Source organism: Streptomyces sp. NPDC028289, assembly GCF_055565975.1.
On record NZ_JBVHTI010000011.1, the window covers coordinates 266,801 to 282,015 of the forward strand.

Genomic DNA, 15,215 nt, shown 5'->3' on the forward strand with positions numbered 1-15,215 from the left:
CAACGGCAGACATCAATCCGATTCTTCGCTTGATCAGCCATGCCCTGAGGAGGACGCCATGGCCGTTCCGACGCAGCCGGACACGACGCGCCAGCAAGTGGGGACCCAGCCGCCCCCGCAGACCATGCAATGGCCGGACACCCCCAAGTTCCGCGGCTTCTTCGCCTCCTCCCGGATCGAGGCCGACGTCTACGACCTGGAGATCGAGGGCCGCATCCCGCCCGAGCTGAACGGCGCCTTCTACCGCGCCGCCGCGGACACCCAGTACCCCCCACGGTTCCCGAACGACGTGTACATCAACGGCGACGGCATGATCCACATGGTGCGGTTCGAGAACGGCCACGCCGATCTGAAGACCAGGTACGTCCGGACCAAGCGTTTCGAGCTGGAACGCCAGGCCCGCCAGGCCCTGTTCGGTGCCTACCGCAACCCCTACACCGACGACCCGTCCGTGTCCGGGATCGACGACGGCAACGCCAACACCTCGATCATCTGGCACGCCGGCAAGCTGCTCGCGCTCAAGGAGGCGGCCCTCCCGTACGAGCTGGACCCACTGACGTTGGAGACCCGGGGCGTCCACGACTTCTCCGGCCAGATCCCGGGGCGTACCTTCACCGCCCATCCCAAGCACGACCCGCGCACCGGCGAGCTGATTGCCTTCGCGTACAACGCCAGCGGTCTGCCCGACAAGCAGATCCACATCTACGAGATCTCGGCCTCCGGCAAGGTCACGCGCTCCCAGACCTTCGAGGTGCCGTACTCGTCGATGGTGCACGACTGGCTGGTCACCCGGGACCACTTCGTCTTCACCATCTCGCCCATGGTCGCCGATCTGGAACAGCTGAAGCGGGAGGCACAGTACTTCGTCTGGGACCCGAACCAGGAGACGTATGTGGCGATCATCCCGCGCGAGGAGGGCGTGAGCGGCATCCGCTGGTTCCGCAGCGAACAGCTCATGGAGACGCATTCGTTGAACGCCTGGACGGACGGCGACAGCGTGGTCGCCGACCATTTCACGACCAAGTCCGGCTGGTTCTCCCAGTTCCCGATCACGACCGTGGGTCCGCTGCCCGAGCAGCCTCCGTTCCTGCACCGCTGGATGTTCGACCTCAAGGGCGGCGCACCGCACTGGGAGGACGCCACCGACACCTACCGCAGCGAGCAGCTCATCGCTTCTCCCGGTGACATGCCCCGGGTCGACCCGCGCGTGCTGATGGAGCGCAACCGGCATGCGTGGATCGGCGGCATGCACCCCGATGTGCCCAAGTGCGAGGTCGGTCCGATGGGCCCGCCGTTCAACTCGCTCATCCACCGCGACGACCACACCGGCGAGACAACCTTCTGGGCCCCCGGCGAGCACGCCGCACCCGAGGAGCCGGTGTTCGTGCCGAAGTCGGAGGGCTCCGCCGAGGGCGATGGCTACCTGCTCGCGCTGATCGGCCGACGCGACCAGAACCGGCACGACCTGGTCGTCCTCGACGCTCTCGACATCGCCGCCGGCCCCATCGCCACCGTGAAGATCCCCTTCCGGCTCCGGTACGGCTTCCACGGGACGTGGGTCCCGGCCGAGGAGCTCCAGCGGTGAGCTCGCTTCAGCCGGATCTGCGGCTCACCAAATGGGGTCACGCCTGCGTCCGCCTCGAACGACCCGGTGCCGTCATCGTCATCGACCCGGGCGAGTACACCGAGCCCCATGCCCTCGACGACGCGGACGCCGTGCTCGTCACCCACGAACACGCCGACCACTTCGCCGAAGACTGGCTGCGGGCAGCCGCCGAGGCCAATCCCGCCCTGCGGATCTGGACCAACCGGTCCGTGGCGGCCAGGCTCGACGGAATCGGTGACCGGGTCACCGTCGTCGGGGACGGAGACACCTTCGACGTCGACGGCATCGAGGTCGAGGTGCACGGCGAACTTCACGAACTCGTCCATCCCGATCTTCCGCGCGTCCCCAACGTCGGCTTCCTCGTGGCCGGAACGGTCTTCCACCCGGGTGACGCCTTCACCGTGCCGCCGAGCCCGGTGGACACGCTCCTTGTGCCGGTCCAGGGTCCCTGGTCCCGAACCGGCGAAGTCATCGACTACGTTCGGGAGATCAAGCCCCGGCTGGCTGTGGCCGTCCACGACGGCGGCCTGAGCACGATGGGCCACGCCGTGGTGGACGGGATCGTCGGAGCCACGGTGGGCAAGGACGCCGCCACCCGTTTCGTCCGGCTGGTGGCCGGGATGCCGGCGCACCTCTCCCGGCTCCCGTCCTGACACCGCCCCTGCCGCACCCGGTCTCCCAGGCCGTGCGACGCCCCCAACCCGACCGTGCGGCACCCCGTCTCCCCGGCCGTGCGATCGGTGTCCGCCTCAGGGCTTCCGGCGCGCGTTCCGGCGTGCCGGAAGCCCCGAGGCGGACGCCGGAGCACAGCCCCTCACCTCAGCGGAGTCTCCATGACCCTCACCCGTGATTTGCTGATCGGCGGCAAGGAAGTGCCCGCACGGTCGGGCCGCACCACCCAGGACCTCGCCCCGCACACCGGCGAGGTGTACGCCGTGGTGGCAGCCGCCGGCACTGAGGACGTCACGCTCGCCGTGGCCGCCGCGCAGGGCGCGTTCGACGCCTGGGCCGCGGTGAGCCCCTACACCCGCCGCGCGATCCTCCTCAAGGCCGCCGACCTGGTCGAGGAACGTCGTGAGCAGGCCGCCGACCTGATGGCCGGCGAGGTGGCCGGTACCCGGGGGTGGGCGTACTTCAACGTGGGCCTGGCCGCGCACACGTTCCGTGAGGCCGCCGCCGCGGTGACCGCCCCGCGCGGTGAGGTACTGGCCGCGCAGGAGGAGGGCGCCCTGGGGTTCGCAGTGCGCGAGCCGGTCGGCGTCGTCGCCGCCTTCTCGCCGTGGAACGCTCCGGTCATCCTCGGCGTCCGCGCGGTCGCCGCGCCGCTGGCGGCTGGCAACACGGTGGTGCTCAAGCCCAGCGAGGACGCCCCGCTTTCCTGCGGCCTGTTCATCGCCGACGTGCTGCGCGACGCCGGGCTGCCCCCGGGCGTCCTCAACGTGATCACCAACGACCCGGCCGACGCCCCTGAGATCGCCGAGACGCTCATCGCCGATCCTCGGGTACGGGCCGTGAACTTCACCGGGTCGACCGGCGTCGGCCGGATCATCGGCGCCGTCGCCGCGCAGTTCCTCAAGCCCGCGGTGCTTGAACTCGGTGGCAAGAACGCGGTCGTCGTGCTCGACGACGCAGACGTCGACTACGCGGTCGACGCCGCCGCCTTCGGCGCCTTCATGAACTCCGGACAGATCTGTATGTCCGCCGACCGCATCCTGGTGCACGCCTCGCTGGCCGAGGAGTTCACCGCCAAGCTCGCGGCGAAGGCGGCGGCGCTGCCCTCCGGCGAACCGACCGATCCCGCCGCCGTGATCGGCCCGCTGGTCACCCCTAAGGCGGCGAAGCGGGTCGCCGACCTGGTCCGGGACGCCGTCGCCAAGGGCGCCACCGTGCTGACCGGCGGTGGCGCAGCGGACGGCGCGCTCTACCCGGCCACCGTGCTCACCCACGTCGCCGAGGACGCCCTGCTGCACCACACCGAAGCCTTCGGCCCCGTGTGCGTGATCGACACCTTCACCACCGACGACGAGGCCGTCACCAAGGCCAACGACACCGACAACGGCCTGACCTGCGGCATCATCACCGAGAACGGCACCCACGGCCTGGCGGTCGCCCGCCGTATCCGCACCGGCATCGCGCACATCAACGACCAGTCCGTCGCCGACGAACCCCATGCTCCCTTCGGCGGCCTCAAGTCCTCGGGTTATGGCCGTTTCGGCGGCCGCTGGGGCATCGAGTCCTTCACCAGCACCCGCTGGGTCACCCTCGCCAGCCGGCACGCCCACTATCCCTTCTGAGCATCGCCGCCGAGGACACGGCCGTAGCTCTCCGCGGCCGTGCTCTCCCCGCCCGAGCCGTCGAACAGCGGCCCGTCCACGCATCCCCGCAAAAGTCCCCGCCGTCTCGGAACCGGCTGTCCGGCGGGCGGAATCGCAGCCGTTACGGTGACCCTGCGAGCGGCGGCTGCAACCGCCTTGGTCGGGTGGCCCGAGGGGATCGCCCCCGGACTGCCCGGCCAAAGGAGAACCGTTCCCGTCGTGCCGCTCCTACGAGCCGAGTCTGTCCAGGCCGAAGCGTTTACTCAGGATCGCGTCGATCCGCCGGGACGGCAGGAACGGCTTGAACACGGTGTAGGGCCACACTTCGCGGCCGAGCCTCAGCCTGACGGGGGGCTTGTCGGACAGCACGGCGTCCGCGGCCTTCCGGGCGAACTCATCGGCCGGCATGGCATTGCTGGTCTGCGATCCCTGGGCGCGGGAGGTCATCGCGTCACGCAGCCTGAGGTACCGCGAATCCGCCGAGATGCGAGCGGTCAGGCCGGTGGTCGCGGTGTCGCCGAAGCGGGTGCGGATCTGGTTCGGTTCGATGCGTACGACGGCGATCCCGAAGGGCGCGAGCTCCATACGCATGGCATCGGTGAGCGCATGGACCGCCGACTTGGTGGAGCAGTACACACCGGCGAAGGGCGAGGTCAGCACCCCTGAGGTCGATCCGATGTTCACGATGGTGCCGTGACCGGCCTCGATCATGCCCTGCGCCAACCGCTGGGTGGTCGTCAGCAGCCCGAAGACGTTCACCTCGTACTGTCGGCGCACATCGGCGATCGGCATCTCGATCACCGGGCCCATGGCGCCGTAGCCTGCGTTGTTGACCAGCAGGTCCACCACCTCACCGTCCGCGGTGAGGCGTTCGACCAATGCGTTCACGCCGGCGGGGTCGGTGACGTCGAGGGCGGCGACGCGCAGTCCGGCGGCGGCCAGGTCGTCCATGGCCTCCGTCTTCAGCCCGGTCGCGTACACGGTGCGGCCGCGGCGGTGCAACTCCCTGGCCAGCTCCTTGCCGATGCCGGAGTCGCAGCCGGTCACCACGGCCACGCCCCGCATGCCCTCCGCGGCACGGCGCGGACGCGCGCCGAGGGTGTTGGTGACCGTGGCCGGCTCACCGGCCCCCAACTCGAGCTCGAGGCGAACCTCGTCGCCCGGACGGGGGAAGCGGCGCATCTCCAGCCCGCAGCAACCCGGCAGAGTGCCGCTGGACAGTACCTCGCCGGGGCCGAGGGACTCGCCGCGCGCGGCGTAGGCGACGGCTGCTCCCAGGTCGTGCAGGGGGGATGCGGTGCCGCCCTGCGCCCATACCTCCCCGTTGACCAGGACCCGGCCGGTCAGCGCGCGCCACCGGGGTAGTACCTCGTCGGCCGTCACGACGACCGCGGACATGGCACCGGCGAACGTCTTGGCCTTCACCACACCGCCGAACGTGCCGCGGCGGGTGTCGTCCCACTGGGTGTCGCGTGCGCTCCAGTCGTTCATGACCACAAAACCGCCGATGGCCGCCACTGCCTCGGCCGGCGTGCAGTCCCTGACCTCGCGGGCGATGACAACGCCCAACTCCAGCTCGAAGTCGAGGACCTGGGCGAACGACGGCCACGCCACCTCCGCTCCGTCCGGCAGCACCGAGCGGTGATTGCCCATGTAGAACTGCGGCTCGCGGTAGTAGTTGGCCTTGGGACGCAACGGGGGCAGAGCGCGGCCGGTCACCGACTCGAATCCCCGCGCCAGCCGACGGACGCCCGGGGAGCCGAACGCGGCGACCATGCCCCTCGCCCCGTTGACCATGTGGGACTCCCACAGGGCGAACGCGCGCAGCGAAGCCGGCGCGAAGGGCAGCCCGCCCGGCGGCCGGCCCGGAACCCGCTCCGGATCGGTGAACGTGCGCTCGGCCTCACGCACCGCCTCTTCCCCGTCGGCCAGGAAGGCCAGCAGGTCGTGGTTCCACCGCGAGCCGACAACGACCCACTCCTTGCCGTCGGGGTCCCAGGCGACCAGCGACCCGTGGTCCATCCCCAGTTTCATGCGACACTCCCGGTGCAAGCAGGTTACGAGACGTAACTTACGGCTCGTAAGTTACGATTCGTAAGTTGTATTGTCAATGCGCCCGCCGGGCAGAGAAGCATTCGGAGGACATGTGGCCGCCACCGCACGCCGGCGCCTTACCGGGAAGCAGCGGGAAGAGCAGCTGCTCGACGTTGCCGAGGATCTGTTCACCGAGCGCGGTTACGAGGGTGTATCCGTCGAGGACATCGCCCGTGCCGCCGGCGTCAGCCGCCCGGTCGTGTACCAGCACCACGGATCACAGGAGGGCATCTTCGTGGCGTGCGTGCGACGAGCCCGGCGGGAGTTCGAGGACACCCTTGTCGCGGCGATCACGACTGCCGGTGACGACACGGACGAGTTGATCACCGCCGGGGGCCGCGTCTTCCTCGAACTCGTTGCCAACAACCCACGGCGGTGGGCGCTGCTGTTCACTGCCTCCTCCGGTCTCGGCGGTGACATGGCAGAACAGCTGATCAAGCTCCGCCGGCACACCGTCGAGCGCATCGCGGACGTCGCCTCGCCCCACGCCCCGGAACTCGACCGGCCGAGCCTCGTGGCAGCCGCCCACGTCATCTCGGGTATCGGCGAGCAACTCGGCCACTGGTGGCTGAGCCACCCCGAGCAGGACCTCGACCACGTCCTGCGGATGTACGTCGCCGCCGTCGGCGGCGCGGTGCGCGCACTGCTCACCGCGTACGAGGACCTCAACCGCCCCTGAGATGGGTCGACTGCGTCCACGCACGCCGAAGGGCCCCACCGCTGAGGAAGAACGGTGGGGCCCTGCGATGACGTAGTCGGTGAGGCGCTGGCGAGGACACGGGATTCGGGCTCGTGAGGGATCGCCGACCGCCCACCAGCTCTTCGTGGCGCCGAGCCCGGCTGGTATGGAAGGGTTCGGCGCCGTCGCGGGTGGTGTCCTGGGGGCGGACCGACGAGACGGCCGCCAGGTGTGTGCGGGTGGTCGCGAGGCGGGGGCTGCGCCTGGCGGGCTACTTCTTGTACCCGGTCACCTTGGCGACCCACTTGATGAAGTCGCCGGGGTCGACGTTGGTGGCGTGGCCCTGGTCCCAGTAGAAGGAGTGGTTGACGTCGTCGCCGAGGTTGTCCACCGCGGCGGCGAGGTTGGCGGAGATGACGTGCGAGGTGTCGGTGTCGCTGGTGCCCAGGCGGATCCACCAGTGCTTCGAGCGGCTCGGGTTGCGCTCCTCGAGCAGGTGGTACATCGGGTTCATCAGCCGCAGCTTCTCGGGGATGTCGCTCGCGACGCGCTTGGTGCTCAGGCCGGTGGTGTCGTTCTTCGCGCTGTACGCCGTGAAGTGGCGGTTCTCGGTAGTGCCCGCGCCGAACTCGTTGTTCTCGCCGGCGGACAGGTCGAAGGCGTCGAAAGCCGGCGTCGTCTTCTTCCGTGCGCCCACGTGCGCGAGATAGTCCTCCCATGTGAAGGTCGCCTTGCCGCCGGACCAGGTGATGAAGGTGTTCTTTGCCAGGTAGGTCTCGCGGTCCGAATCCGACAGGGCGGCGAGGTACTTGGTCGCGGACTCCTGGAGATAGGTCCTCAGGAGATAGTCGTCGTAGTTGCGGGCGGTCAGGAGGCCGTAGCCGTTCAGGCCGCGCAGCTTCAGCTTCGCCTGGTACTCGGCGAACTGGGACTGCAGTTCCTTCGACACCGTCTGGTCGACGACCTTGCCGGTGGACTGGGTGACGTTGGAGCCCCAGTTCCACTCGTAGGCGCCGTCGGCGTGCTCCAGGTCGGTGATCGGGCACCACGCGCCGGTCGCGAAGATCGCGTCGGAGGCGTCGGCCGCACCGGCCTCCTTCAGGTACTTGTCGTAGATCTTGCTGTCGCCGGACGCGCCGAGCAGGGCGGACGAGGCGCCACCGGCGCTGGTGCCGGTGGAGACGATCCGGTCGGCGTTGCCGGGCAGTCGGCCCTTGTTGAAGCGGATGTAGCGCACCGCGGCCTTCAGGTCCACGATGACCGCCGGGGCCGTCCCGTAGTAGGTGCCGGACGAGTCGGTCAGGCTGCGGCCGCGGGTACCGGGCTCGACGGCGACGTAGCCTGCCACCAGGGCGAGCTTCGCGAGGTTGACCATCCCGTTGATGGCCCCCGTGCCGCCGCCCGTGCCGCCCGACGGCATTCCGCTGGGTATCGACCCGTCGGTGGGCAATCCGGACGGCATCCCGCCGGTGCCGGTGCCGCCGCCCACGGAGCCCATCTCCAGCGCGGCCTGCCCCACGCCCGTGGCGGTCGCGACGGTCGACGGCATGTAGGCGCCTACCGCGTTCGCCAGGACGATCGGGGCGTCGGAGGCGTCGACGGCCTTGCCGTCGATCTTGACGGGGACGCTGACGACCAGGCTCTGGTGGGTGTCGTCACTGGGGTTGGTGACGTAGTTGCGGGGCTTGTAGAAGTGGTACGTCACCGAGTGGTCGGTACCGGCCGCGTCCGCGATCGTCTCCGTAAGCTCCGTGTAGTCGTCCTTGTCGAAGACCAGGGCGTCGGGGGACGTCGTGGAGCCCTTCTTGTCGCTGGACGCCTGAGCCGTCAGCGCGATGCCGCCGACCGCCGCGACGCCTGCGGCGGCGCCGATCCCGATGACGACGTTCCTTCGCTTGAGTGCCCTGTGCTGCACGGTCTCTCTCCTCATCACGCGGTTCGCGATATCCGTTGTGTTGGCGTTTGTGAACCTAGTGATGTTTCGCAGAGATCGTCAACAATTCTGTCGACTTCTAAGTGGATCCACAGGTAATTTTCAACCGTTGAAAAATATATCCTTCACGGTAGCAGACCGGTCAGGGAGAATCCGTACGTGAACAACCCAGCGGTCTCCGCGGACGTGCGCCGCAGCAACCTGTCCCTCGTGCTCAGGCATATCGAGGCGTGCGGCCCCTGCGCGCGCACCGAGATCGCCGCCGCCACCGGACTGGTGCACGCCTCGGTGACCGCACTGGTCGCGGACCTCCTCGCGCGGGGCCTGGTGGAGGAGGCCGGTGCCGCGGCCTCGGGCGGGCGGGGACGCCCGCGCCGCCTGCTGCGGCTCCTTCCCGGGCGGGTGTGGACGGTGGCCGTGCACGTGAGCCGGGAGCATGTGCATCTGTGGGGCGCGGACCTCGCAGGCATCGCCGTTCATACCGACCGCGTCCGGCACGAGGCTCTATTCGGTGACCCCGGGGCGATGGCCGCATCGATCGCGGAGGTCGTCGCACGGGCTGTCGTGCGGGCGGACGGTGCGCATCTCGGCCGCGTGGTGATCGCCGTGCCAGGACCGGTGATCGAGGGAAGGGTCGGCGCCGCCATCGGCTTCGGCTGGGAAGTGACCGACCTGGCGGCTCTGGTCGCCGGGCACCTGCCAGGGCTCCGCGCCCCGGTCGAGGTCGTCAACGACGCCAGTGTGGCCGCGCTGGCCGAGTACCACGCCCTCGCTGCTGCAGGCTCTGGCCATCCCGACACCGTCGTGTACGTCAAGGGCGACACCGGAGTCGGCGGCGGACTGCTCATCGGGGGCCGTATCCACCACGGCAGTCATGGCATGGCCGGCGAGATCGGCCATGTCCCCGTGTCCCTCGACGGTCCCCGCTGCAAGTGCGGCTCGCGTGGCTGTCTGGTCACCCACCTCGGCCTCCACGCACTGACAGCCGCCGCAGGGATGGACCCACTGATTCCGGGTCAGGACACCGCCGCTGCCCGAGTCGAGCTGGACCGACGCCTGCGGGCAGGAGACCTTCGAGCAGTCGCGGCCCTCGACGGCGCCGGCCATGCTCTGGGAGCTGCACTCCTTGCTGTCGCGAGCGCCGCCGACGTCGGTGAGGCCATCCTGGGCGGCTATCTCGCCGACTGGGCTCCGTGGCTGATCCCCGGCATCGACGCCCGCCTCACCGGACGCCGCACCGAGATCCCGGGCGTGGGGTTCACCGTCTCCGTCGGCGTCCTCGGTGCCGACGCCACGCTCCACGGGGCCGTTCAGGCAGGCCGTGAGCGGATCCTCGACGATCCCACAACTGTGCCCGCATGCGGCGGGAGAGAGGCGCCTACGGCTGGGTGAGGCGACGTCGACCCGTCCACGGATCGCGGGTTGTCCGGGAATGGCGAGGAACCAGCTTGCCCCAGGCTTCGCCGGCACGGCCCTGGTCGGGGCCCGCACCTCGGGCGCCGTCGCGCTGTCCGCGCCTTCATGCGTTGGCCTCGGTGATCGCACTGAGTGCGGCCCACGGGGGACCGCTCGATGGGGGCACCGGCCACGATCACGCAGACAGCCGAAGCCGCAGCCGCAGCCACGGCGACGAACGCGCAGCTGTCCATCACTACACGCCTGCCGTGCCCGCCACCTGCGGCCGCATCGCCACCGCGGGGGTGTCCGGCGGGGCCCGTCCACTGACCGAACTCGCCCAGCCCCACAGGTGGTCCGTGTCAGGGGCCGACCGGAGGGCGCGTCCTGATCACCGGCTCGGTGTGCGCGACGGTGAATGCGTGGACGGCTGTCATGACCGTGTGCTGGTCGGCGACGAGATCGGCGACCTGCTTGGACGCCAGGATCTCGTCCACGGCGGCGCGGCCGTCGGCGCCGAGGACGACACATCCGTGGTAGCGGCGGAAGGGCGGATTGTCGTGCGAGATACCGGGCGTGGGATGCGGAAGCGAGGTCCACGGCAGGAAGGTGTACGTGCGGAGGTCACGCGCACCTGCCTCATGGAGCGCGGGACCCATGTGGTGGTGTACGTACCTTCGGAACGCGCGGCGGCTCACTCCGCGCCGTCGGCGCAGCAGAAGGACGGTGCGGTGACCGACGTCGGCGTCATGACCGTCGGTCCACCAGCGGCCGGCTCGGGGGCCGGTCAGGTTCCCGAGCACCCGGTCGAAGACGTTCTGCTCGTCGAGGTACACCTCTCGCATGTGGACCGGGATGGTGAGCGCGGCGGCCATGCTCACCATCCGCACCTCGGCGATGCCGTCACAGCGCCAGCTCGGGGGTACGACGGTGCCGACGGTGGGAGAGGAGGGCCAGTAGCCGTGATCGGTGGGGGAGAAGTGGTGCTGAAGGTATTCGGCGATACTGGGCAGCCGCGCGACGATCCGCGCGTGCGGTCCTTTCCAGTAATGCAGGGCGACTTCTCTCGGCAGGTCCTCGCGGAGCCAGACCGGGAAGATCCCCGAGGTCGTTGGTACAGGAACGGTCGTACTCCCGGTGGCCGGGTTGCCCAGGCGGGTGCCAAGGGGTTCGTGGTCGTTCGGCACGTGGTTCACGCTTGCTCCGTCCCTCGCAGCATGTGGTCCTTCTGGATGCGGATCGGCTCGACGTAGCAGTCGATCGCCTTGCCGCCGAAACGGGCGATGCATCCGTTGCGGTACTGGCACACCGGCCGGCCCGGCACGGGGTCCTGCATGTTCTTGAACAGGTAGGGGTCGGCGATCATGGCCCGGGCCGCCGAGACGGCGTCGCAGCGGCCGCTGTCGATGGCCGACTCCATCCCTTCCCTCGTGTGGAAGCCACCGACGCAGATCACCGGGATGTCCAGCTGCGCGGTGAACTGCTCGGCCTGGGGGAGGTTGAAGCCCTCGCCGCCGGGCGCGAGCCGCTCTGCGACGCGTTCGATGACGGGGGCGGCGGCGAGCATCGCCAGGCGTCGCCGACGCGTCATCGATATCCCTGAGCCCTCGGTGATCTGTCCGCGGATGAACCCTTTGTAGTGTCCCAGGATCATGCCCGGCCACGACTCGTAGTGCGCCCTCGAGATCTCGACCGCGTCGATGCCTTCGCCTTCCAGCACCTTGGCGACGCGTACGAGCTCGGCGGTCGTCGCCCCCCGGCGCAGCGGGAGCATGTCCGTGCCGTTCAGCTTGAGCAGGACGGGGAAGTCGTCGCCGACGCGGGCGCGTATCGCGCGGAACACCTCGCGCAGCAGGCGCATCCGGTTGTCGAGGCTGCCGCCGTACTCGTCGTTGCGGCGGTTGGTGTGCGGGGTGAGGAACTGGCCGAGCAGGTAGCCGTGGGCGGCGTGGATCTGCACACCGTCGAACCCCACGTCCTGGGCTCGCTCCGCGGCGGCCGCGAAGGTTTCCACCACTGCCGGGATCTCGTCCCGGCGCAGGGGCCGCGGTTTCGTTCCGTACAGCGGCTCGCGCACTGCTGACGCGGACACCGGCGCCTTGCCCGGGTCGGCCGATTTGACCATCTGTCGGCCGCCGTGGTTGAGCTGGGCGATCAGGAGGCTGCCGCCGTTGTGCGCCAGGTCCACCCAGTCCCGCAGGCCGGCCTTCTTGTCGTCGGCGTCGATGCCGGCCTGACGTCCCGCGGACTTGGACTGCAGAGAGACGTAGAGGTTGCCTGTGACGATGAGCGGGGTACCGGCCCGCGCCATGGGTTCGTAGAAATCGAGCAGTTCGTCCGTCACGTAACCGTCGTCGGTGGCACGGGTCTCGCTGGTCGCTGACTTGAAGAGTCGGCCCGGCACGGTGAGCGTGCCGATCCGCAAAGGACGCAGGAGCGGGCTGGTCGGGGGAGTAGGCATCGGCGGCTCTCCTCTACCTCATGGATGCTGTGTGTGCGAGCGCGTCGTGGCTGGGTCGTCCACGACGGCCGGTTGCCAGTGCTGCCGGTTCAGTGGTTGGTGAGTGCGCGTGCCGCGACGGCCGCGGTCACGCGTTGGTAGGAGGGCCCCACGATGCGGACGAAGGCGTCGAGGAGCTTCGCGTCGGCGCCGACGAGCACACGTGCCTTGTTCCTGCGGACGCCGCGCAGAATCGTCCGTGCCGCGTCGTCGGGGGAGATGCGGGCCAACTTGCGGTCGAAGAGGTCGACCACCGCGGCTCGGTCGTCGCCGGCCGGCACACCCGCGTTGCGTGCGATGGCCGTCTTGACGCTGCTCGGGTGCACGCACGTGACCTTGACGGGGTGGCCGGCCGCCAGCATCTCCTGGCGCAGGCACTCGGTGAAGCCACGCACCGCGAACTTCGCCGAGCTGTAGGCGGTCTGACCGGGCACCGACATCAGGCCGAACAGGCTCGAGACGTTGACCAGGTGTCCGTCCCCCGACGCGATCAGGTGCGGCAGGAACGCCTTGCTGAAGTTCACCACGCCCCAGAAGTCGACGTTCATGATTCGCTCGACGTCCTCGAGAGCGGAGCGCTCGAACGCGCCGTGGTACTCGATGCCGGCGTTGTTGTAGAGCTGATGGACCCGCCCGAAGCGACCGACGACCTCACCGGCGTACCGAAAGACGGCCGCACGCTCGGAGACGCCGACCGGCGCTGCGTCGACCTCGGCGCCGAACGCCTCGACGCGCCGTACTGTTGCGGCGAGACCTGCGGTGTCGACGTCGGACAGTGCCAGCCTGGCCCCCTCGGAAGCGAGGGCGACGGCCAGCGCCCGGCCGATGCCGGAGCCCGCTCCGGTGATGACGGCGACCCTGTCTGCGAATGCGTTCACGCGGCTCGATGCCTTCCGGTGGGTGCGGGCGGGACCGCAGGTCGATGGCGGGTGGGCTCGGGGCAGCCCGACCGAAGTCGAGCGGTCACCCTGCCCTGTCCGCGACGCGTCCCGGCGGCCGGACCTGGCGTGTGACCCGCTGGCTGGCGAGCCTGTCCCTAGGCTCGCGGAGGCGTGTCCGCTACCTGAAGTAGCTGGCGCCAGCAGTGAGTGTGACGCGGCACACCAGGGTTTGCTTGACACCCGACGACATAGTTTTTACTTTGCACGACATGGAACCACTGGTGCGGGCCGCGACCCTGCGGGGCTGGGCGAGTCTGGTCCGCGAGCTCGGAGGCGACCCGGAGGCGCTGCTCACGTCGGCGCGTCTGCCCGGTCAGGCGCTGGACGAGGAGGATGCCCTGGTTCCCGCGCGCGCTGCCATGCACCTGCTGGAGGCATCGGCGGTAGCTCTGCGCTGCCCGGACTTCGGTCTGCGGATGGCGCATGCGCAGGACCCGACCGCGCTCGGACCGCTCGCCCTTGTCCTGCAGAACACACCGACGGTGCGGGAGATGATCCAGACCGCGGCGCAGTACCTGTTCGTGCACAGCCCGTCGCTCACCCTGGCGCTGATTTCCGCGGGCCAGGAGTTCCCCGGCCACGTCGCGATGCGGTTCGACATGGTGCTCGATCCCCGCCCGCCGGCCCGTCAGGCGATGGACCTCGGTCTCGCCACTGCCCACAGGCTCCTCGGCCTCGTCGTCAGGACCGGATACCGGCCTCGGGCCGTGCTGCTGCCGCACGCGCCCGCCGTCCCGCTGTCGAGCTATGTGCGGTTTTTCGGAGCGGAAGTGCGACCGGAACGTGCGTACGGTGCCCTGATCATCGAAGAGCAGTTGATGGACGTTCCTCTCCAGGACGTCGACGAAACGATCCGCCGGGTCGCGACCAGCTACCTCGACACGAATTACCCGGCGCCCGGCTCGTCCACGGCCGACCTCGTGCGCACCGCGATGGCGCGAACCGCCGACGGGCGGGCGGGAGCGAGCCTGGAGCAGGTGGCGGGGTTGCTGGCACTCCATCCCAGGACGCTGCAGCGTCGCCTAGCAGAGGAGGGAACCGGTTTCGACCACCTGCGCGACCAGGCGCTGAGGGACCTCGCACACCAGTACCTCACGGAGTCCTCCCTTTCGATGTCGCACGTGGCGCTGGCCCTGGGCTTCTCCGAGCAGTCGGCCCTGACGCGCGCTTGCAGGCGCTGGTTCGGGCAGACACCGACGGCGCTTCGTCGTGGCAACCGGTAACCCCTGGCTCAGCGGCGGGGGCCGCCACCGTCGACCACGAGGGTGTGGCCCGTCACGAAACGCGCGGCGTCGGAGAGCAGGAACAGGACGGCGTCGGAAACCTTGCCCGGAGTGCCGATCCGGCGGAGCGGTACGGGCTCCATGGCTGACCGCAGCATTGCGGGTTCCCCGGTGAGCGAGGAGAGCATGTACGTGTCGATCATGCCGGGCGCCACGACATTCACGCGAATTCGCCGGGGGCCGAGTTCCACGGCCTGGACTCGGTGAGGTGTTCCACGGCGGCCTTGGAGGCGGAATAGGCGCCCGACCGGGCGCGCACGACGTACGCCGCGATCGAGGCCACGTTGACGATCGCGCCGCCCGATTCTCCCATCGCGGACACGGCGGCCTGGACGCCGAACGAGGCCCCGAGGACATGGATCTCGTGCATGCGGGTGAGGTCGGCGCCGGATGTCTCCAGTACACCGTTGAGGCCGTAGACGCCCGTGGCGAGGCGTCGCCACCCGATACGACAAGACTCCAGACAGCT

Annotated in this window: 11 protein-coding genes and 1 pseudogene; 6 read left to right on the top strand and 6 right to left on the bottom strand. The window is 69.6% G+C overall.

From position 1 onward, the window contains the following. Positions 1–58: 58 nt before the first annotated feature. The 3 genes from ACZ4UV_RS46105 to ACZ4UV_RS46115 all read left to right on the top strand — a co-directional run bounded on the left by ACZ4UV_RS46105 (position 59) and on the right by ACZ4UV_RS46115 (position 3,900). Positions 59–1,585, top strand: a complete 1,527-nt coding sequence (locus ACZ4UV_RS46105) for a carotenoid oxygenase family protein (RefSeq protein WP_351717713.1) — start codon at positions 59–61, stop codon at positions 1,583–1,585. Positions 1,586–1,602: 17 nt separating this feature from the next. Continuing rightward, the gene (locus tag ACZ4UV_RS46110; RefSeq protein WP_351717833.1) at positions 1,603–2,259 is read left to right on the top strand and encodes an MBL fold metallo-hydrolase; all 657 of its coding nucleotides are present in this window, start codon (positions 1,603–1,605) and stop codon (positions 2,257–2,259) included. A 180-nt stretch (positions 2,260–2,439) separates the two neighbouring features. After that, entirely contained in the window at positions 2,440–3,900 is a 1,461-nt protein-coding gene (locus ACZ4UV_RS46115; RefSeq protein ID WP_351717711.1) for an aldehyde dehydrogenase family protein, read from the top strand. 249 nt (positions 3,901–4,149) lie between these two features. Here ACZ4UV_RS46115 and ACZ4UV_RS46120 read toward each other — a convergent pair whose 3' ends face one another. After that, positions 4,150–5,955 (bottom strand): SDR family NAD(P)-dependent oxidoreductase, encoded by a 1,806-nt coding sequence (locus ACZ4UV_RS46120; RefSeq protein WP_351717709.1) that lies wholly within the window; start codon positions 5,953–5,955, stop codon positions 4,150–4,152. 112 nt (positions 5,956–6,067) lie between these two features. Here ACZ4UV_RS46120 and ACZ4UV_RS46125 point away from each other — a divergent pair, with 112 nt between their 5' ends. After that, positions 6,068–6,694, top strand: coding sequence for a TetR/AcrR family transcriptional regulator (locus ACZ4UV_RS46125; protein ID WP_467847330.1), 627 nt, complete (start codon positions 6,068–6,070; stop codon positions 6,692–6,694). Positions 6,695–6,965: 271 nt separating this feature from the next. Here ACZ4UV_RS46125 and ACZ4UV_RS46130 read toward each other — a convergent pair whose 3' ends face one another. After that, on the bottom strand, positions 6,966–8,609 hold the full coding sequence (locus ACZ4UV_RS46130; RefSeq protein ID WP_467847333.1) for a subtype B tannase: 1,644 nt from the start codon (positions 8,607–8,609) through the stop codon (positions 6,966–6,968). 177 nt (positions 8,610–8,786) lie between these two features. On the opposite strand from ACZ4UV_RS46130, the gene ACZ4UV_RS46135 reads away from it, so the two are divergent. Further along, positions 8,787–10,019 (top strand): ROK family protein, encoded by a 1,233-nt coding sequence (locus ACZ4UV_RS46135; RefSeq protein WP_467847336.1) that lies wholly within the window; start codon positions 8,787–8,789, stop codon positions 10,017–10,019. A gap of 365 nt (positions 10,020–10,384) precedes the next feature. Here the strand turns inward: ACZ4UV_RS46135 and ACZ4UV_RS46140 are convergent, their stop codons facing one another. From ACZ4UV_RS46140 to ACZ4UV_RS46150, 3 genes are all read right to left on the bottom strand, one after another. Then, positions 10,385–11,218 (bottom strand): hypothetical protein, encoded by an 834-nt coding sequence (locus ACZ4UV_RS46140; protein WP_351720309.1) that lies wholly within the window; start codon positions 11,216–11,218, stop codon positions 10,385–10,387. Then, positions 11,215–12,483, bottom strand: coding sequence for an NADH:flavin oxidoreductase (locus ACZ4UV_RS46145; RefSeq protein WP_351720311.1), 1,269 nt, complete (start codon positions 12,481–12,483; stop codon positions 11,215–11,217). The genes ACZ4UV_RS46140 and ACZ4UV_RS46145 overlap by 4 nt, the downstream gene beginning before the upstream one ends. 89 nt (positions 12,484–12,572) lie before the next feature. Then, the gene (locus ACZ4UV_RS46150; RefSeq protein WP_351720313.1) at positions 12,573–13,400 is read right to left on the bottom strand and encodes an SDR family NAD(P)-dependent oxidoreductase; all 828 of its coding nucleotides are present in this window, start codon (positions 13,398–13,400) and stop codon (positions 12,573–12,575) included. Positions 13,401–13,672: 272 nt separating this feature from the next. Here ACZ4UV_RS46150 and ACZ4UV_RS46155 point away from each other — a divergent pair, with 272 nt between their 5' ends. After that, on the top strand, positions 13,673–14,686 hold the full coding sequence (locus tag ACZ4UV_RS46155; RefSeq protein ID WP_351720315.1) for an AraC family transcriptional regulator: 1,014 nt from the start codon (positions 13,673–13,675) through the stop codon (positions 14,684–14,686). A gap of 8 nt (positions 14,687–14,694) precedes the next feature. Here ACZ4UV_RS46155 and ACZ4UV_RS46160 read toward each other — a convergent pair. After that, positions 14,695–15,116, bottom strand: a pseudogene (locus tag ACZ4UV_RS46160) (SDR family NAD(P)-dependent oxidoreductase). Positions 15,117–15,215: the final 99 nt, after the last annotated feature.